A 19,727-nucleotide genomic window follows, 5' to 3' on the forward strand; every position below is an offset into this window, starting at 1 on the left:
CATGCGTCTGCGGCAGACCATCTTAGCTCAATATCGTATCGATCCCTTCCGCATGCTCCGCCAATCGGCCACATGATCCACTAAGGCGCGCAATTTGAGCGGCATGTGGCGGCGACCGGGATAGAACAGGAAAAAACCCGGAAGTGGTGGACAGAACGAGCCGAGCACCTCTTTGAGCTTCCCGCTGTGCAGCCACGGCGCAAAAGTCTCGGACATGCCGATGGTCAGGCCGCTTCCGGCGAGCGCCATCTTCACCATCAACGACATGTCATTGGTCGTCACTTCGGGTTCAACTGCAACGGCGAACTCGCGCCCCATGTCACTGAACTCCCAACGATAGGGTGCCGTCCCGTCGGACGAACGCCAGCCGATGCAGCGATGTCGTGTCAGCTCTCGCGGATGAAGCGGTATTCCGGCCGCTGCCAGATAGGCCGGGGAGGCAACGACGATCTGGCGCTGCTCCTCGCTGACCGGCACCGCGATCATGTCGCGCTCGATCACCTCGCCGAGCCGCACGCCGGCATCGAACCCGCCCGCCACGATATCGAACCTGGAATCGGTCACGAGGATATCGAGACGTACCTGCGGGTGGGCGGCTCGGAAGGACGCCAGCAGGTCTCCCGACAGGAAGGTCTCCGCGATGGAAGACACCGCGAGGCGCAGCAGGCCGGCAGGCTTGCCTTCATGGGCGGCCGCGGCCGCAGCGGCCGCGTCGATCTCGGCGAGCGCCGGCGCGACGCGATCCAGGAGGGCTTCGCCTGCCTCCGTCAGCGCTACACTGCGCGTTGTCCGACGCAGCACCGCCACGCCCAGCGCGTCCTCCACCTTGCGGACGGCTTGGCTGACCGCCGACCGCGTGACTCCGAGCTGATCCGCCGCGCCGCTGAAGCTGCGGGCGCGAGCGACCGCCGCGAGGGTCGTGAGGGCGTTCAGATCGAGCTTCATTGTCCAGCCATGCTTACCGGACCATGCACGATTGCGGCGATAGTCTCGACCTTTCTCGACACTTACGTTTCTGGCGGGTCAACCGAGGCAGTGCGGACCGGCCGCCCGACGAAGGAACGCCGCCCGGGGCCCCGTCGCCAAGCAGAAGTGCGCCTACGACCGGAAAGCTCAGCGACGAAGAAACTTCAAAGGAACAGGCACATGATGATCCGTCCCTTCAAGATCGCCATCTCAGATGACCGCCTGAGCCGGATTCGGCAGCAGGTCGAGGACTTCGACTGGCAGGATTTTCCCGACGCCGGCGGGTGGAGGTCGGGCGTCGGTCTCGGCGACCTTCGCCGCCTCGTCGACTATTGGCTCACGACTTTCGACTGGCGTTCTCAGGAATCGAAGCTCAATCGACGGCAGCATCACCTCGCCGACATCGATGGGCAGACGCTCCACTTCGTCAAGCAGAGCGGAGACGGCTCGCGGCCGCCGGTCCTGCTTCTTCATGGCTGGCCCGGGTCGTTTCTCGAGTTCGAGTCGCTGATCGATCCGCTGACGGGAGACGGGCACGACGTCATCGTCCCATCGCTGCCCGGCTGCGCTTTCTCGGGCCGTCCGGACGCGCCGATCGGGCCGCGACGCACGGCCGCGCTGATGGACGGGCTGATGCGCGAACTGTTCCCGGGTTCGCGCTATCTCGTCCAGGGCGGCGACTGGGGCAGCGCGATCGGCGCTTGGCTGGCTCACGACTATCCCGATCGAGTCGCCGCGCTCCACATCAACATGATGACGGCGCAGGCGGACGGCGTTGATCCCGAAACCACCGAAGAGAAGGCATGGGCGGGGCGCGTCAGCGCGCTTGCCGAGGAGGAGCGCGGCTACTTCCTCGAGCAAAGCACCCGCCCTCAGACGCTCGGGATCGCCATGTCGGACAGCCCGGTTGGGGTCGCTGCCTGGATCCTCGAGAAGTTCGGCGTCTGGGCGGACGTTCCTCGCGACGACGCCGGTCGTCCCGACCTCTGGGCTGCCTTTGACGAGGATCTACTCCTCACCAACATCATGCTCTACGTGGCGCCACGATCGTTCGTCACGTCCACCTGGCTGTATCGTGGGCGCGTCTTGGAAGGCTCTCACGTCTTCCCGGCCGGCTCGCGCGTCTCCGTTCCAACAGGGTTCGCGGTGTTCCCCGATCCGGTCTTCCCGATCCCGCCGCGCTCGCTCGCCGAACGCAGCTACAGGATCGAGTCCTGGACGCAAATGGAACGTGGCGGCCATTTCGCGGCGCTCGAACAGCCCGATCTGCTGCTGGCCGATCTTCGTGCCTTCGTGAAGAACATTCGGTAACACCGTTGCCGCCGCTCTATCATGCGACCCTGCCAAGACCTCACCAGGTGAACGGCTTTGCGGTGCGTCACGCGTGCGGCCGCGGAGATGAATGAGCGTCCGAAGTTGGGAGCCGGACTGAGCGCCGGGAACGTCCGCTCCTGGGTCGAATGCGTCACTTCTCGACATCGGTGCAGTCGCTCCTCTCAAAGGACCTTTCGGATCTTTATCGTGAACGCCCGTCCAAGCGGGTCGAGATAGCCGCGCTGGTAGGCCAGCGGCGTGGCGCCGAGCCGGTCGTGCACGTTGGCACGCCGGTCAAAAACGTTGTCAACGGCGACACTCACACGCGCCCCCGTCAGCCAATCCGGCAGTCCCCTGAGCCGCTCGGCCAGATCGATGAAGAAGCTCATATCGGCGGTGGCCAGGCTGGCGACACGCAGCGCGCCTGCGGTCGTCTGGCCCTGATCCAGCGTAAGTCCACTGCGCCAGGTCGCCTCGACGCGAGCGCCGAGGCCGCGCTGAAACGCGCCCGCCTGGACCTCGATCTGATGGCGCCGTCGCCCGCCGGCGACATCGACCGCGTCGCCCGACAGCAGGTCGAGCGTCGGCAGGCCGCGGCGCAGCAGGAGCGAGTCCTCGAGCGTCCATTCATGGTAGAGGCTAAGGAAGATACGGCTGGAGGCGCGGCTCATGTTGCGGGCCAGGTCGCTCCCTGGCATCGGCCGGAAGGTCACGGAGCCGTTCGGCTCCCGCGTCATCTGGCCCGCCTGGCCTGCCGGAATACGGATCATGCCCTCCGCCATGCCGGGCGGCGTCGGGCCGAGCGGGCGGGTCAGGTTGATCCCCCAGCGAAGCTGTCGCAGGCGCGACGCCGCAGCGTTGAGTGGTCTCACGTCGACCCCGGTCAGACGACCACTGCTGTCGCGGCGAAAGCGCTCGGGGAAGGCGGCCTCCACCTGCGGCGTTGCCAGCGGGAGGATGGTGACCGGATCGTCGGCCTGCGTGATGGTATAGTCGAGGCTCAGCGTCAGATCGGTATGCGCCAGCGGACGAAGGTTCACACCGAGCCGGGTGACATGGCGCTCGTCGGATCGTAGCAGTGGGTTGCCACCTGACAGCTGCGTCACGTCCACGACCTCGCCGCGCGCGCCGTCGAGCGTGCGTACGTTCGGGCTCAGCAGCGCCGCTCCGCCGACCGAAAGGAGGTCGGGCGCCGCTTGCTCGCTGGTGCCGGAGACGATGACGCCGAGCGCGCGCGTCGGCCACCAGCTCAGCGCAGCGCCATAGCTCCAGGTGGTGCCGGCGTCGGAGGGGCGCGCCACCCTGGCGTCGAGATTGGCCGAGAGCCGACCGACTGGGGACCCGCCTAGTGCCGCGACCCCAAGCAGCGGCACGTCCAGGTTCACTTGCAGTGCGGCGCTGTCACGGTGGAGCGAGCCCTGCGGCAAGCTGGAGCCTTGGCCGGGTGAGGTGGCGAGATCACGTGTCTCTGCTGAGCCGTGGAGGGTGGCGATGATCGCACCCGCCGGCGCAGTCGTGAGCGGGCCGGCGACGATCAGGTCGGCGCCGGCGGTCGTGTCGGCAGTCCGCACGGTGTCGCGTCGACCCACCACCTGATCGATCAGCGTTCGTCCCGACCGCCGATCGAGGTTGCCGAGCGCAGTCCAGCGCCACCCGCCCGCGCTGCCGCCGAGCGTCACGCCGACGTGCACGGCGTCCTGCCGATCGTCGCGACGCAGGACTCGGTCTGCCGACCGTCCCAGCAGGTCGCGTGAGTGGTTTCGCTCGACGCTGGCGCTGAGCGTCGCCGCGACCGCAGTCAGGACGGGCCCGCTCGCGACGCCCTCGACCCGCAGGCGCTCGGTCGCGGGCAGCAGCGTACGGTCACGGCCGAGCGCCGCTGCGCCGGATGGCTGTGTCAGCCCGCGATCGCGCTCAAGCAGGTTCGCCGCGCGCGCGTAGGTTGCGCCCAGGCCGAAGCGAGTGTCGCGGCGGATCATCAGTGCGTCGGCGTCGACGTCGCCGCGCTGCCGTCCGCCCGCGGTCGGCGCGGCGTAACCGGCCTGACCGACGACCGAGCGGAAGCGCTGAAACGTCACGACGTTCACTACCTTCTGGTCGGCGCGATAGCCGTATCGCCGCGCGACCTCCTCGGGGAAGATCTCCATGCGCTGGATCGCCTCGGCGGGGATGCGCGCGATCTCGGCGAGGCTGGAGACGCGTCGCCCGTTGAGGAGCGTCACCGGACCCTCGTCGCCGCGCCCGCCATTGCTGGCGGTCTGCGCGCCGATGGCGCCGAGCAGCGCCTCGACGTCGTCGGCTCCGAACGCCCTGATGTCGGCGGCGCGGAAGACGCGTTCGGGGCGAACGTCAGCGACGATCGACCCACGCGCCCGCCCACCCGCGACGACGATCTCGTCCTCGTTGCCGGCTGTATCCGCGGCAGAAGCTTCGAGCGCCGTGGAAGGCGCCTGCGCCATCGCGCCTCCCGCCGCGATCGTCGTCCATAGCCCGACCGCCAACCCGTTCTTCGCTCTCACCGTCACACCCCGCGTCCGCCTCGTCGGGGGTGGTTGAAGCGGCGCCGGGTAGCGCGGCGATGGCGGTGCGGTAGCGGGCGCCGATACGAGAATGCTACACGAGGCGGCTACCTACCCGGCATGGAGCAAGGGAATATCGTTCGCAGCACGATCCTCGTCATCGACGACGACGCGAGCATCCGCGACGCGATCGCTGAGTTCCTCGGCGGTCACGGCTATGAGGTGAACACCGCGGCGGACGCGGCCGCGGGCGAGCAGGCGTGGCGCAAGGCGCCCGCGGACCTGCTCGTCCTCGACGTGATGATGCCGGGCGAGGACGGCCTGTCACTGTGTCGGCGGCTCTCGCCCGGCGGCGTGCCGATCCTCATGCTCAGCGCGCTCGACGACGTCACCGACCGGATCGTCGGCCTCGAGGTGGGCGCGTGGGATTACCTCACCAAGCCATTCGAGCCGCGCGAGCTGCTCGCTCGCGTGCGCGCGCTGCTGCGTCGGCACGCGAAAGCCAGCAGTGGCGACACGGCCGGCGCGGGTGTCACGTTCGCAGGCTGGTGGCTCGACATGGATGGGCGTCGGCTGCACGACCCCGCCGGTCGCGCGGTCGCGCTGAGCGAGGGCGAACACGCCCTGCTGGCAGCCTTCGTCCGCCGTCCGGGCCGAATCCTCACACGTGACGTGCTGCTCGACCTCGCGCGCGGCCTCGACGCGGCGCCCTATGATCGAGCGATCGACATCGCGGTCAGCCGGCTGCGCCGCAAGCTGGCCGAGGCAGATCCGGCGACGATCATCGAGACCGTGAGAGGGGTAGGATATCGGCTCGTGCCGCCGGTGCGACCAGCATGAGGCGTGCGCCGAGCGCCCTGGTCTCGATCGGCGGCTTCGGCGTTGCCGTGGCGGCGCTCAGTGTCGCTACGACCGCGACGATCGTGCTGGTGTCGCCGGCGCCCCCGGCGGCGCGAATGAGCGCCGCGGAGGCGATCGGCGCCCTGCGCCACCCGACCCCGGCGCTGTCGCGCCAGCTCGCCGTCGAACCGCAGCCAGGGGCGAGAGCACCCGCGCTGGAGGCCCTGATCGCCTCTCACCTGCGTCGCCCGCCATCTACGGTCCGCGTGACGTGGCTGGACGCGGCGGGATCGCGGGAGGAACGCGAGCGCGCTCAGCCCGCGGCGCGGGCCGGCGCACGCCAGGGCGTGCCGATGATCTTCCGTGAGCGCGGTAACGGCCTCTTCGAGCGACTCGATGCGGCGCGGGACGCGGCGTCGTACCGCGCCATGCTACTCGGCGTGCCGCATGCGCCGTTTGCGCTGAGTGTGCGCGGAGGGGAGGGCCGCTGGTGGCGGGTTGCGCCGGTGCGGCCCTGGCTCACGGTCTGGCAGCGCAACGTCCTGGCGTCGCTCATCGTGACGTTACTGCTGCTCGCGCCTCTGGCTTGGCTCTTCGCGCGACGCCTGACCGACCCCTTTCGGGCGCTTGCCGGCGCGCTCGAAAGTGGTGCGGTAGCGATGCCGCAAGGTGGCCCGCGGGAACTTCGCGAGGCCGCCGCGGCGATCGCGGCGATGCGCGATCGGCTTGCCGCCGAGGCGGGCGAGCGCGCGCGCATGCTGACCGCGATCGCGCACGACCTGCGCACTCCACTTACTGGGCTGCGGCTGCGGATCGAGACAGCGCCTGAGCCACAGCGCGCGCGGATGATCGCCGACGTCGAGCGGATGCAGGCTATGATCGGTGAGGTGCTGAGCTTCGCGCGCGCCGCGGCGCAACCGCCGGAGCTGCTCGACGTTCGCCCGGTCCTCGCCGACATCGTCGCGGGGATGCCCTCGCACGACGGCGCGCTGCTGCTTCGCGACGGCGAGCCGGCGTGGATCTCGGCGCCGGCGCCCGCCTTCCGCCGCGCGGTCGAGAACCTGCTGCGCAACGCGCTCGATTACGCGGGCGGCGGCACGGTGTCGGTTGAGCGAACCGAGACTGTGGTCCGCATCAGCGTCGAGGATGGTGGGCCGGGGATCCCTGCCGTCGATCGTGACCGCCTACTGCGACCCTTCGAACGAGGCGAGAGCTCACGCAGCCGCAGTACAGGCGGCGCCGGGCTAGGGTTGAGCATCGTCCGCGATTTCGCGATCGGTCAGCGCGGTAGCTTTACGCTGACGGACGCCAGGGGAGGCGGCACGCGTGCGGTTCTCGAGCTGCCCGTCGCATGATGCGCCTTCGGCAACCGGCGAGAAGGTGAGGCCCTCACCGCGCTTGAGCACCCCTGACGGACTCGGCAGCCCTTCATGCGTGGCGGTCTCAGAGATGAACGAGCGGCGGAGTTTGGGTAGCGACTGCAACCTGCTGAGTGACTGCTTCTGGGTGCCCGCGTCTCCCGACTCAGCCCTGATCCGAGCGTGTCTTCGATCCTGTTGCGGCTGAGCCTCGCCCGGCATCAAGGATCCCGAGGCTCATCCTCATCATGCGGGACATTGAGAAAGCCCTCGTCGCTCATCCAGTCGGCAAGCCGATCCGGCCAATGCTGGATCGACAGCCTCTCGTCGTGCACGCCGACATTGAAGCCGTGGCCTACGCCGGAGAAGACGTGGAGCTCTGCCGCGCGCCCTGCCTCCTGTAGCTGTTGAAAGAGGGTCAGCGCAGGGCCGGCGCAACACGTGTCGAGCGCGCCCGCCGCGATGAATGCGGGCGGTGCGTGCGCCACGTCGGTCGCGGGGATGCCGAGCGGGCCCGGGTAGACGAGCACCTGGAAGTCCGGCCTCCCGCTGATCCGCGCCAGGCGGTCGCTCCTCACCTCATCGCCGGGCTCGGGATTGTCAGCGACCAAGGAGACGAGCTCGCCGCCCGCTGAGAAGCCCATCAGGCCGATCCGGCGAGGGCTCACGCCGAATTCAGCGGCATGCGCTCGCACCCAGCGCACTGCGCGCCGAGCGTCGCCCGCCGCGTCACGCTCGATCGTGTAGGTCGAGCCCGGCTCACGAGCGAGCCGATACCGAAGCACGAAGACGGTGATGCCATATCGGTTGAGGATCTTCGCCGGGGCCATGCCCTCGTTCTGGAACACCAACATGCGATGCCCCCCGCCCGGTGCGATGATGATCGCCGTGCCCTGCGCGTGCTCGCGCCGCGGCCGCAGGACAGTCAACGACGGGCGGTGGACGTTGTGGACGTACGCGCCGCGTTCGAGTTGCTCCGGCTCCGACGAACGCTGCTCGGAGCCGGGCGCCGACCCGCCCCAGAGGGCAATGACCTCGGCTGGCCGCGGCGCCGATGCCGCAAGCAGGGGGCCGACAAGCGCGAGAGCGGGCAGGAACAAGCGACGTATGACCAGGACTCCGCGGGCGAGCGCGACATCGCCCGGTACTCGCCTGCTCTGACACGCGTGCGGCCACCGTGTCGAGCACTGCCAGCAATTTAAAGATACATGATTGGTTATATTGACATTATAACCAAGCCCACCGATCAGATTACCAAATAACAAAATTAATCGTTTGCAGGGTGGGTTCATTCCAAACGGGGGATCTGGGCTTTGAAGACCACATTGCTGCTGCTCGCGCCCGCTTCGGCGCTACTCGCGCCGGGGGCCGCGTTCGCACAGGCTAGCAGCGTCGTCGTTCCTGCGCCTGCCAGGGAGCCGTCGGCCGCCGTGACTGATCCGGCGCCGGCTCAGGACGACGCCACCATCGCCGACATCACGGTGACCGGCTCGCGTCTCGCCTCACGCGGCTATTCGCAGCCCACGCCGACGACTACAGTGAATCGGGACGACATCGAGAAGCTGTCGCAGCCCAACCTGTTCCAAGCGATCCGCCTGTTGCCAGCGTTGCAGGGCAGTTCGGGTCGACAGACGCGCGGCAACAGCACCAGCAGCGGCCAACAGGGCCTGAGTTCCTTCGCGCTGCGCGGTCTCGGCGAGCTCCGCACGCTCACGCTGCTCGACGGTCAGCGAGTCACCCCCGCCAACTTCATCGGTGTCCCCGACATCAGCCAGTTCCCGCAGCTGCTGGTCGAGCGGGTCGACGTGGTCACCGGCGGAGCCTCGGCGTCCTACGGATCGGACGCGGTCGGCGGCGTGGTCAACTTCGTCACCAACAAGCGGTTCACCGGCGTGCGGGCGAACCTGCAGACCGGCATCACCACCTACGGCGATGATCCGAACCTGACCGCGCAGGTGGCCTGGGGCGGCTCCTCCAAGGACGGGCGGCTGCACGTTCAGGTGAGCGGCGAATATAGCTACGAGGGCGGCACGCCTGCGGGCGACTTCGGCGTCTCCGGCGGCGTCAACGGGCGCGACTGGTACAACGCGCCCGCCTTCCTCGGCCGCTCGAACGCAGCGACGGTGGACGGCCTGCCGCGCTACACGCTGATCAACCGCGCGCAGCCGTTCCAATACGCCAAATTCGGCCTGATCACGTCCGGTCCGCTGCAGGGGACCGCCTTCGGACCCGGCGGCGTGCCCTATCAGTTCGCCTATGGCTCGGGCGGTCGCCCACTCGGCAACGGTCAAGTGACCGGGTGCTTCAACCCCTTCTGCGTCGGCGGGGACCTCAGCGCGCAGATCGGCGAGTCGCCCAGCCTCGCCAGCAGGCTCGAGCGAGGGGTCGGCTACGGCCGCGTCGGCTTCGACGTCAGCGATGGCATGGAGGTGTTCGCCACCGCCACGCTGGCGCGCGTGCTGTCGCGCAACTTTCCCAATCGCGGCGCCGAGCGTATCGGGCTGACCGTCCAGTGCGACAACGCCTTCCTCCCCGCGGCCGTGCGTGACGGCTGCGCCGCCAACGGGATCACCAGCTTCCAGTTCGGCACGGTCACCGCTCAGTTCGCGGACCCGATCACCGTTCGCACACGCCGCGACCAGCAGCGCTACGTGCTCGGCGTCGACGGCAAGGTGGCGATCGCCGGCACCGAGTGGCGCGTCAACGCCTATGGCGCGCACGGCGTGAGCACGATCGCGGTCGACGTCAGCAACATCTCGCTGCAACCGCACTTCAACGCCGCGATCGACGCGGTGACCGCGTCCGACGGCAGCATCGTGTGCCGGAGCGCGGTCGCGCGCGCGGCGGGATGCGTGCCGTTCAACGCCTTCGGTGACGTCACCAACTCCACCGCGGCCTACGCCTATGTGATGCCCGAGAACGGCCCGCGGCAGCGCTCGCGCCAGGAGCAGAACGTTGCCAGCTTCAACCTGACCGGCGAGCCTTTCTCGTCCTGGGCGGGGCCGGTGGCGATCGCGTTCGGCGTCGAGGGCCGAGAGGAGATCTACCGCACCGTTGCCGACCCATATGGCAACGGTGCGAGCGCGGCGACGCCGAACTCCGCGCTGTATCCTGCCGACCCGCTGCTCAACACCGCGATCGGCAACAACTGGTACGCGGGCAACTACAAGGCCGGACGGGGCCGATACGGCGTGAAGGAGGCGTATGCTGAGATCAACGTCCCAATCCTCGACTCGGACGTCCTCGGCCAAGCCAACGTCAACGGGGCGATCCGCGTCACCGATTATACCACCTCGGGCACGGTCGAGGCGTGGAAGATCGGCGGCGTGTGGAAGACTCCGCTCGACGGCTTCCGCCTGCGCGCTGTGACCTCGCGCGACGTGCGCGCGCCCAACCTGAGCGAGCTGTTCGCGGCGCAGATCGTCACCAACTCGACCGTGCTGTACCGCGGCAACGTCATCAACATTCAGAACCGCGTCGCGGGCAACACCGGCCTGCGGCCGGAGATCGGCCGCAGCACCGAGATCGGGTTCGTCTATGCCGAGCCGAGCTGGCTGCCCGGCTTCGCGGTGTCGGTCGACTATTACGACATCAAGATCAGCGACGCGATCATCTCGCTCGGCGCGCAACAGATCGTCGACCTGTGCGAGCAGGGCGCGCAGGACCAGTGCGCCGCCACGTTGCTCGACAGCCCCACGCCGGGCGCGAACTACGTCCAGGTCACCGCTTTCAACGCCGCGAGCATCCGCACCAAGGGCTTCGACATCGAGGCGTCCTATCGTTTTCCGCTGTCGGGGATCGGCCTGCCCGGGCGCGTCACGTTGCGCGGCCTGGCGACCCACGTCATCGACCTGGTGACGACGTCGAACGTGGTCGGCTCGATCCCGATCGATACCGCCGGGGTCAACAGCGGCACCACACCAGACTGGAAGGGGCTGCTGACGCAGAGCTGGGACACCGACCGCTTCAGCCTGTCGCTGACTGAGCGCTTCATCAGCGACGGCGTCTATTCCAACGAGTGGATCGAATGCCGCAGCAGCTGCCCGGTCTCGACCAACAACAACCCGACCGTCGATGACAACAGCATGCCGGGGGCGTTCTACGTCGATCTCGGCGGCAGCTACAACCTGACCAGCGAGGTCAGCGCCTTCTTCCGCGTGGACAACCTTCTCGACAAAGACCCCGTCGCGGCGCCGTCCACCGGGGTGAGCCCCGGCGTCAACTCGCTGCTGTACGACGTGCTCGGCCGCACCTTCCGGCTGGGCGTGCGCGCCAACTTCTGAACGGGGCGTCCTAGAGCGACCCGACCACCCTTTCCTCGAAGCGGCGCGCCTACCACGCCGCCGAGGCATTCCGCGCGCTCGGCCTCGAGCCGTCGGCGTTCAAGATCGTGGTGCTCAAATGCGGCTATCTCAACCCGACCATGAAGCCGCTCGCCAATCCGCACCTGATGGCGTTGTCGCCGGGGGCGATCGACCAGGACATCCCGCACATCGCCAACCGGCACCGCGTGCCCACCTTCCCTTGGGTGGCGGACCTTCGTTATGCTCCGCGGCCGTACCGCTCGGCACGGATCGGTCGGTCGTGACTAGGACCAGCGAGGAGAAGAGAGCAGTGCGACGGGGCGACAGGACGATGCGCGCGATGCTGATTGGCGCGATGCTCTGCGCCCCGGCTGCGCGCGCGCAGGTCGCGGCGCCGTCGACGCAGGCCGCGGACGCCGCGATCGTGCACGCGTTGCGCGAGCGCGACGATTATCGCGCCGCCGTTCGGGCCTTGGAGCAAGAGCATGATCGATGGATCGAGACGATAGTGCAACTCACCGAGATACCGGCGCCGCCGTTCAAGGAGGCGGCACGCGCGCGCGCCTACGCCGCCATGTTCAAGGAGGCGGGCCTCAGCGACGTCCGGATCGACGAGGTAGGCAACGTCCTCGGGCTGCGCCGCGGTACCGGCGCGCCCGGCGGCAAGATGGTGATCATGGCGGCGCACCTCGACACCGTCTTCCCCTCCGGGACGCCCGTCACGGTGCGGCGCGACGGCACACGGCTCCATGCCGCCGGGGTCGGCGACGATTCGACCGGGCTGGCCACCCAGCTTAGCCTGATCCGCGCGATGGCATCGGCGAAGATCGCGACGCCGCTGGACATCCTATTCGTCGGCAACGTCGGCGAGGAGGGGCTGGGCGATCTGCGCGGGGTACGCCACCTCTTCTCGCAACCCGCCTATCGCGACCGTGCCGCCGCCTTCTTCTCGATCGACGGCGCCGCCGAGGACGGTTTCACCGTCGGCGGCGTGGGCTCCAAGCGCTACCGGCTCGTCTACAAGGGGCCGGGCGGGCACAGCTACGGCGCGTTCGGGCTGGTCAATCCGATGGCGGCCATGGCGGCTACCGTCACGGGCCTGTACGCGTTGCCCACGCCGACCGACCCGAAGACGACGTACAGCGCAAGCGTCGTGGGCGGGGGCACATCGGTGAATGCGATCCCGCGCGAGGTCACGCTGGAAGTCGACATGCGCTCGGAGAGTGCCGCCGCGCTCGCCCGGCTCGAGCGCGACTTCCTCGCGGTGGTCGATCGCTCGGTAGCGGCGGAAAACGCGGCGCGCTCGGTCAAGCAGGGCGCGGTGACGGTCGAGAAGGTGCCGGTCGGCGATCGGCCCGCGGGCGCCACGCCGGTGACCGATCCGCTCGTCCGGCTCGGCATCGCCGCTTACCGCGAAGAGAAGATCGCGCCGCGGCTGACCAGCAGCTCGACCGACGCGAACGTGCCGATGAGCCTTGGCATCCCAGCCGTGACGCTATCGCGCGCCGCAACCGGGGATCGCGGCCACTCGCCCGACGAGTGGATCGAGACGGCAAGGGACCCGTCCCAACGCGTCAAGCGTCTCAACCTGCTGCTGCTGCTCGCCGCCGCGGGGATGCGGTAAGGACAGACTGGTCTCGGCCAGGCGCGAGTAACCGCGCCTGATCATGCGTTCTCGATCGAGCGCGCGGGAAAAGCAGGTTCAATGATGCCCTTCCGCGATCGACGCTGATGATCCATTTCTGAACGTCGTTTGGCTGCCGAATTTCGTGTCAGGCGACCTGTGAGATCGTCCGCTCAGCGCGCCAGCCAGCCGCCATCCACGGCGAGCACATGTCCCTGCACGTAGGCGGCGGCGTCGGACGCGAGGAAGACGGCGGCGCCGCCGATGTCGCCTGGCTCACCCCAGCGCCCCGCAGGAATGCGATCGAGGATCCCGCGCTCGCGCTCCACGTCGGACCGCAGCGCGGCGGTGTTGTTGGTGGCGATGTAGCCGGGCGCGATCGCGTTGACGGTGATCCCCAGCGGTGCCCACTCGTTCGCCAGCGCCTTGGTGAGGCCGGCGAGGCCGCTCTTCGACGCAGTGTAGCTCGCCACTCGGATGCCTCCCTGGAAGCTGAGCATCGAGGCGACATTGATGATGCGGCCGCCGCACCCCGCCGCGATCATCTGGCGCGCGGCGGCCTGGGAGAGGAAGAAGGCCGTCCTGAGATTGGTGTCGACCACCGCGTCCCAGTCGTCTTCTGTCAGCTCCACCGCTGCGCCGCGGCGAATGGTGCCGGCGTTGTTGACGAGAATGTCGAGCTGGCCGAGCCGCTCGACCGTCTCGGCGACGATGCGCTCGGCCGGCGCGCTGCTCGACAGATCGGCGACGATCGCGGCGCCGCGCCGCCCGCGCGCGGCGACCTGCGCCACGATCTCCGCGGACTCGCCGCGACAGACACAGGCGATGTCGGCGCCGGCGGACGCCAAAGCGAGCGCGATCGCCTGGCCGATCCCGGTGTTCGCGCCCGTCACCGCCGCCACCTTGCCGGTGAGATCGAACGGGTGGCTCATCGCAGCTGGCATAGGTCGCACACGTCCATGTCGTTGTAATCCTGGTTCTCGCCCGCCATCGCCCAGATGAAGGTATAGTTGCTGGTGCCCGCGCCCATGTGCACCGACCAGGGCGGGCTGATCACCGCCTCGCCGTCGCCGACCACGATGTGACGCAGGTCGTCGGGCTTGCCCATGTAATGGAACACGCGCTGGTCCTCGGCCAGGTCGAAGTAAAGGTAGATCTCGCTGCGGCGCTCGTGGACGTGCGGCGGCATCGTATTCCACACCGACCCCGGCTTCAGCTGGGTGAGGCCGAGGCACAGGGAGGCGCTGGCGCACAGATGCGGCAGCACCAGTTGGTAGATCGTGCGGTCGTTCGAGCCTTCGAGGCTGCCGCGCTGCATCGGGTTGGCCTCGGCCAGCGTCACCTTGCGCAGCGGGAAGGGCGCGTGCGCGGGCACGCTGAGCAGGTAGAAGCGCGCGCCCTCGCCGGCGAAGCTGACCGCGCGCGTGCCCATGGGCACGTACAGCGCCTCATAGCGGTCGAGTTCGACGATCTCGCCGTCGACCGTGACCCAGCCCGGTCGTGGGCCGATATTGACGACGCCGAGCTCGCGCCGTTCGAGCAGCGGGTGGCCCGCCGCGCTGGCGGGCTCGGTCTGCACCGGCAGGTCGAGCGGCGTCTCGCCGGGCACGGCACCGCCGATGACGAAGCGCTCCCCGTGCGAGTAGGTGAGCACGATCTCGCCCGCGCGGAAGAGCCCGGGCACGAGGTAGCGGTCGCGCAGCTGCGCGTTGGTAGCGCCCTCCATCATGTCGGGGTGGGTGGCGTAATAGGTGCGTTCGAACATGGTCGGCCGTCCGATGAACGAGGGAAGAGAAGGCGAGCCGGGATCAGCGCGCGCGCAGGAACACCGGCTGCGTGTACGCGCCGTTCGCGGCGACGTCCCACACCTCCAGCCGCACCCAGCGACGACCGGCGACGTTCACCCGCCGCTCGATCGTGCGCTGCGCGAAGCCGCCCGCGTCGGTCAGGTCGACGCGCTCGCGGAAGACCTTCTCGCCGTCGCCGCTGACGATGAGCGCATAAGCGAGCGGGAAGGTGCCCTCCACCGTGGCGCGCAAGGTCGCGCGGCCACGTGAGGCGACCTCGTCGCCGCTGCGCGCGCCGTCGAGCGTGAAGTCGCTCACCAGCACCTCGCCCGTGGTCGTGAAGAAGTGGCCCGCGCGCAGCGCCTCGGTCACCGCGGACCAGCCGCCCGCGTGCGTCGGCAGCGCGCCGGGAAGGCGCAGGTAGTTGATGTTCATGTGGGCGTACAACTCGCTGTCGCGGGTCAGCTGGAACACGTCGACCTCGCCGGGGGCGAACTTGCGCTCGCTCGCATCGGCGGCCCAGTTGTTCATGTCATCCAGCAGACCCAGCACCCGCGCGCCGAGATAGGGCTGCGCATAGTCCGCCGGCATCGCCTTCCAGGCGCCGCCGAGGAACCGGTCGCTGCGAAAGAAGGGCTCGGCGCGATATTTGTCGGGGAAGCCGAGCGAGCCCTTGATCCGTGGATGTGCGGTCCACATCAGCCCGTTCTCGGCCTTCATCAGCGCGAGCACGTCGGCGGACGAGCCGACGTGATAGACCTTGCCGCGGACCGGATCGTCCTCGACGAAGGGCTGGCCGGGCTGACGGTCGAGCGTCCAGTTGACCGGTTTGGGGAAGAGGCTGAGCCAGTGCCCGCCGAGATGGACGTTGGGCTCCTCGCCCGGCAGCAGCAAGAGGCGATCGTCGGACAGCCGGGCGGTCTCGTCGTGGATTGTCTTCAGCAGCGTCAGGCGGTCGCCGGCGCGATCGAGGTCCTCGCGTGACAGATGCAACTCGGCGAGATGCACGATCTCGACGTTCATCTCCTTGAAGCGCGTGACGAACGCCGGCGTCTCGAGCCCGGCCGGCACGCCGCGGCTCTGCTGGAAGCGCGCCTGGTTGAGGAAATCGGCGGCGTGCTCGACGTGATAGTGGCTCGAGAAGGTGCGATGGCCGGGCAGCGACTTGAAACGGTCGCCGCGAGTCAGCGTCATCGCCGCAGCGGTGGTGCTGGCAGCGTCGCCGGGATCGGGCAGGTAGAAGATGCCCATGTCCTGCACGCTCTTCTCGGGCGCGTTGACCCAGGGCACCCAGCGGCGATCGCCCTCGAGCGTCTGGCGCACGCCCAGCCCGGTACGACCGGTGAGCACGCGATAGTCGCTGCCGTACCAGGCGGCATTGTCGTTGTTGGCATAATCGAGCGGGTAATAATATTGATGCGGCGGCGGGACGATGCCGATCGCGCCGCCGCCTGCCTGCTCGGCCACGATCATGCGCCCACGCACCTGCGGCGAGGTGGCGGCAGCACGCGCCGAGGCTCCCTGGTGGCGGACGATGCGATCCGACAGGTCGGTGTAGGCGACCGACTGCCACGGCGGGGCAGTGCCCGAGGCGACGCTCAACCCCGCGTCGAACGTATAGGCGGTGGCCGGGCGCTCGGTCGACATCACCATGGCGGCACGGATCAGCCGCGAGCCGGGATAGACGGTGAAGGTGAAGCTGCCGGCGAACGGCCCCGCGCGCGCGCCGTCGACGACGACGCGCGTGTGCGCGCCGTCGCGCTCCACCGCGACACCCTCGCGGCCGAGCGTGAGCGGGAACGCCTCGAACGGCTTCTTGCGCGGATTGTCGAAGAAGATCGTCCAGCCCTGTTTGAGGTCGCGCGTGCCGACCGTCACCACGCCGGCGGGATCCACGCCCGCCATCACCACCTTGCCGCCGACCGCGACGCTCTCGATCAGCGGGCGTGCGCGGTCGAGCGAGAGCGTCAGCGTGGTGCGCTCGCCGCGCGCGTCCGACGGCCAGTCGACGGTCACCGCCGCGGCGGTCCGCGCGACGCGGACGTCACCCGCCAGCGTCTTGCCGGACGAGCGGAAGCCGCTGGTCGCCTGCGCGGCGACCGCGGGCGGGAGCAGCGATGCCGCGGCCGCGACCAGCGCGAGCCCCATCCATCCTCGAGCGCGCCTGCTTGCCATCATCTTGCTCCCCATCTCAGAAGTTGAACCGTACGCCGAGCGGAGTAGGTCGTGTCGTCGTTGCGCACCTCGCGCACGAAGTCGGGGCGCGACTCGAACGAGCGCGTCCGCTGCCCCGTGACGTTCGTGCCCGCCACGTTGATCGTGATGTGGTCGGTCAGGTCATAGTTCAGGCCGAAGTCGAGCCGCCCGGCGGCACGGATGCCGTTGAGGCCCACGGGGATGTCGATCGGGCGCAGCGACAGGCCGTTGGTGATGTCCGCGTCGTAATATTGCGAGCGATAGGTGTAGATCACGCGGGCGGAGACGCCGTATTTCTCATAGACGAAGCCGGCGTTGTAATTGTATTTCGACACGCCCAGCAGCGACAGACCCTGGAGGCGGTCGCCGGGCGTCGTCACCTCGCTGTCGATGACGGTGAAATTGCCCAGCACGCCGATCCCGTCCAGCCCCTCGGGCAGGAAGTCGAGGAAGAGCTGGCCGCTGACCTCCACGCCCTTGATCGTGGCGGAGCCGAGGTTGCGCGGCGTGGAGATGACATATTGCAGCCCGTCGATCGTCCGCGCCTCGGTGCCGGTGACGACTCGGTCGGTGATGTCGCGGTAGAAGGTGACCGCCGACACATAGTTGCTGCGGCCGAAGTAATATTCGAGCGAGGCGTCGAAGCTGTCGGCCTTCTGCGGGCGCAGGTCGGGGTTGCCGCCCGAGCCCGAGTTCTGGATCGTGTTGACGTAGGAGACGACGTAGCTCAATCCCGGGTTGAGCTGAGAGAAGCTCGGGCGCGACAGCGTCTGCGAATAGTTGAAGCGGGACTGGAGCCCGCCGCCGAAGTCGACGCGCGCGCTGGCATTGGGCAGCAGGTCGGTGTCGCTGGTGGTGCGGTCGACCACGACCACGCGCGACGTACTGGTCGCGGGATCGATGACCCGACCCGCGCCGACGATGCGGCGGTCGGTCCGGGTCAGCCGCGCGCCGACCAGGCCGTCGATCGAGAGCGCGCCGAACAGCGACAGCGCGTAGCGCGCCTGGAGAAAGCCGGCATAGTTTCTCTCGCGCGCGTCATAGTCGCGCGTGGGATCGAAGCCGGGGCGATCGGGCGAGATCCGGTACAAGGTGCGCAGCTGGCGCTTGAAGCCCTCGTCGAGCAGATAGTCGGGATCGACCTGCAGATAGGTGGCGCCGTCGTTCATCTGCGGCACGCCCGGCGCCGAGATCAGCAGGTCGGACGGCAGGCCCGCACCGGCCACCGGCGTGGCGAACGAGCCCCCGGGCGCCGGCGGGCCACCGAGATATTGTTCGAACGAGGCGACCCGCTTGGCGACGCGGACGCCGGCCTGGACATAGTCGAGCACGCCGTCGAAGTCGTATTTGGCGTCGCTCATCACCGCCCACAGCGTCCCCTTGCTGCGGTTGATGTCCTCGGTCATGCCGTTGGTGAAGGCGAGGCCGGCAGGGTCGTTCATCGGGTTGCCCGGCGTGATGGCGCGCACCTCGTGATCGACGTCGCGCTCCTGGATCAGCTCGGCGATCCGCTTGCCGACGTCGACGCGGAAGCTGTCGTTGCGGTTCTTGGACAGCTCGTAGGAGATGTCGGTGTTCCACGTCAGTGCGCCGATCGTCTTGTTGAAGCCGGTCGCCGCAACGAAGATGTCGGTGCGCGCGCGGTTGGCCACCGTGGCGGTGTAATATTCCACGCCGCGCACGGTATAGCCCGTCGCGTTGCAGAGGTTCTGGACCGTGCCGGTGCCGCGCGGGTTCTCGGGCGTGCGCAGGTTGCCGGCATAATAGCCGTCCGGCCCGACCCCGAAGTCCTCGCACCGGTCGCCCGCCGTCGCCGTGAAGGACGTGCCGGTGAAGGCGCGGAAGGTGGGGCGGGCCTGGAGGACGTTGCCGCGATAGCCCGCGAATAGTCCCTCGACATACAACGTCGTGTCGGTGTCGGGCGCCCATTCGAGCGAGACGTTCGCCTGCGGCCGCTCATAATGGCCGAACTCGGTGCCCGCGGCGAAGCCGGTGGGAGCTTGCAGATTGGGCGTGGTCGAGGTGGGGGCAGCGTTGGTGCTGCGCGTCCAGTCGTTCCATGCGATCGGCCGCGCATATTCGTTGCGCTGGTACGACAGGCCGAGCATCGCGGCGACGTCGCCGATCCCGGTCGTCCAGCGGTCCGCGATCAGCGCGCTGACCGCCGGGTTGATCGTGTCGTCGGAGCCGGCCTCCTTCGCATAGGTGGCGCGCGCGCTGCCGGCGAGCGTGAGCTCCTTGAAGTCCAGCGCGCGACGTAGCCGCATGTTGACGCCGCCGGCGACGCCGCCCTCGATCCGGTCGGCCGAGTTGGACTTGTAGACGTCGACCCCGGCCAAGGCCTCGGCGGGAAGGTCCTGGAACGAGAAGCCGCGCCCGACGCCGGTGAAGATCTCGCGGCCGTTGAGCGTGGTGACGATGTCTTCCAGGCCGCGGATGCGCGCGCCGACGATCTCGTTGTTGCCGCCGACCACGACCTGCACGCCAGGCACGCGCTGGAGCGCCGAGGCGGTGGTCAGGTCGGGCAGCTTGCCGATGTCCTCGGCGACGATCGAGTCGACCACGTTGACCGACTGGCGCTTGATTTCGGCGGCGCGCGCGAGGCTCTGGCGGATACCGGTGACGACGATGTCGGCGACCGCGTCCTCCTGCGCGCCCGCGGCCGGCGCGGCGTCGGGGGCGACGGGAGCGGTATCGGGCACGCTGCCCGCCGGCACCTCGGGCGGAGCGACCGGCGCGCCGGTCTGCGCGCGCGCGCCGTCGCTCATCACCAACGCGATCAGGGCGGCGGAGCCGTAGCGATAGCCCTTCTTCATTTC

At 68.8% G+C, this 19,727-nt stretch carries 13 protein-coding genes and 1 pseudogene; 7 read left to right on the top strand and 7 right to left on the bottom strand.

The window, feature by feature from the left end; translation table 11 throughout:
- Nucleotides 1-27: 27 nt before the first annotated feature.
- Nucleotides 28-945 carry a LysR family transcriptional regulator gene (locus tag KZ820_RS19290; protein ID WP_219750486.1) on the bottom strand — a complete coding sequence of 306 codons (918 nt, stop codon included), beginning with the start codon at nt 943-945 and terminating at the stop codon, nt 28-30.
- 201 nt (nt 946-1,146) lie between these two features.
- Between KZ820_RS19290 and KZ820_RS19295 the strand changes: the two genes are divergently transcribed.
- Entirely contained in the window at nt 1,147-2,277 is a 1,131-nt protein-coding gene (locus tag KZ820_RS19295) for an epoxide hydrolase family protein (RefSeq protein ID WP_258048361.1), read from the top strand.
- A 185-nt stretch (nt 2,278-2,462) separates the two neighbouring features.
- Here the strand turns inward: KZ820_RS19295 and KZ820_RS19300 are convergent, their stop codons facing one another.
- Complete coding sequence (locus KZ820_RS19300) at nt 2,463-4,427, bottom strand: TonB-dependent receptor (protein ID WP_219750487.1); 1,965 nt, start codon at nt 4,425-4,427, stop codon at nt 2,463-2,465.
- Between KZ820_RS19300 and KZ820_RS19305 the strand changes: the two genes are divergently transcribed.
- The 3 genes from KZ820_RS19305 (at nt 4,426) to KZ820_RS19315 (ending at nt 6,994) form a co-directional block, all read left to right on the top strand.
- Nucleotides 4,426-4,836 carry a hypothetical protein gene (locus KZ820_RS19305; protein ID WP_219750488.1) on the top strand — a complete coding sequence of 137 codons (411 nt, stop codon included), beginning with the start codon at nt 4,426-4,428 and terminating at the stop codon, nt 4,834-4,836. The two genes, KZ820_RS19300 and KZ820_RS19305, sit on opposite strands and share 2 nt — an antisense overlap.
- 83 nt (nt 4,837-4,919) lie before the next feature.
- Nucleotides 4,920-5,639: a response regulator gene (locus KZ820_RS19310; RefSeq protein ID WP_219750489.1), complete on the top strand. Its 720-nt coding sequence runs from the start codon at nt 4,920-4,922 to the stop codon at nt 5,637-5,639.
- 116 nt (nt 5,640-5,755) lie between these two features.
- Entirely contained in the window at nt 5,756-6,994 is a 1,239-nt protein-coding gene (locus tag KZ820_RS19315; RefSeq protein ID WP_258048362.1) for a sensor histidine kinase, read from the top strand.
- 224 nt (nt 6,995-7,218) lie between these two features.
- On the opposite strand, the gene KZ820_RS19320 is transcribed toward KZ820_RS19315, so the two are convergent.
- Nucleotides 7,219-8,097, bottom strand: a complete 879-nt coding sequence (locus KZ820_RS19320) for an alpha/beta hydrolase (protein ID WP_258048363.1) — start codon at nt 8,095-8,097, stop codon at nt 7,219-7,221.
- 330 nt (nt 8,098-8,427) lie between these two features.
- On the opposite strand from KZ820_RS19320, the gene KZ820_RS19325 reads away from it, so the two are divergent.
- The 3 genes and pseudogenes from KZ820_RS19325 to KZ820_RS19335 all read left to right on the top strand — a co-directional run bounded on the left by KZ820_RS19325 (nt 8,428) and on the right by KZ820_RS19335 (nt 12,925).
- A complete protein-coding gene (locus KZ820_RS19325) occupies nt 8,428-11,280 on the top strand; it encodes a TonB-dependent receptor plug domain-containing protein (RefSeq protein WP_308462287.1) in 2,853 nt (950 codons plus the stop codon).
- A 41-nt stretch (nt 11,281-11,321) separates the two neighbouring features.
- Nucleotides 11,322-11,585 (top strand): annotated as a pseudogene (locus KZ820_RS19330) (MlrC C-terminal domain-containing protein); the annotation flags it as partial.
- 47 nt (nt 11,586-11,632) lie between these two features.
- Nucleotides 11,633-12,925 (top strand): M20/M25/M40 family metallo-hydrolase, encoded by a 1,293-nt coding sequence (locus KZ820_RS19335; protein WP_219750492.1) that lies wholly within the window; start codon nt 11,633-11,635, stop codon nt 12,923-12,925.
- A gap of 173 nt (nt 12,926-13,098) precedes the next feature.
- Here KZ820_RS19335 and kduD read toward each other — a convergent pair whose 3' ends face one another.
- From kduD to KZ820_RS19355, 4 genes are read right to left on the bottom strand one after another with little or no spacing between them, the layout of a single operon-like run.
- On the bottom strand, nt 13,099-13,857 hold the full coding sequence (gene kduD / locus KZ820_RS19340; protein WP_219750493.1) for a 2-dehydro-3-deoxy-D-gluconate 5-dehydrogenase KduD: 759 nt from the start codon (nt 13,855-13,857) through the stop codon (nt 13,099-13,101).
- Nucleotides 13,854-14,690, bottom strand: coding sequence for a 5-dehydro-4-deoxy-D-glucuronate isomerase (kduI, locus tag KZ820_RS19345; RefSeq protein ID WP_219750494.1), 837 nt, complete (start codon nt 14,688-14,690; stop codon nt 13,854-13,856). The genes kduD and kduI overlap by 4 nt, the downstream gene beginning before the upstream one ends.
- 43 nt (nt 14,691-14,733) lie before the next feature.
- Nucleotides 14,734-16,860 (bottom strand): CehA/McbA family metallohydrolase domain-containing protein, encoded by a 2,127-nt coding sequence (locus KZ820_RS19350; RefSeq protein ID WP_219750495.1) that lies wholly within the window; start codon nt 16,858-16,860, stop codon nt 14,734-14,736.
- A gap of 26 nt (nt 16,861-16,886) precedes the next feature.
- Nucleotides 16,887-19,724 carry a TonB-dependent receptor gene (locus tag KZ820_RS19355; protein ID WP_219750496.1) on the bottom strand — a complete coding sequence of 946 codons (2,838 nt, stop codon included), beginning with the start codon at nt 19,722-19,724 and terminating at the stop codon, nt 16,887-16,889.
- Between the last annotated feature and the right edge of the window lie 3 nt (nt 19,725-19,727).

This window comes from Sphingomonas citri (assembly GCF_019429485.1).
In the GTDB taxonomy this organism is placed as follows: Bacteria; Pseudomonadota; Alphaproteobacteria; order Sphingomonadales; family Sphingomonadaceae; genus Sphingomonas; species Sphingomonas citri.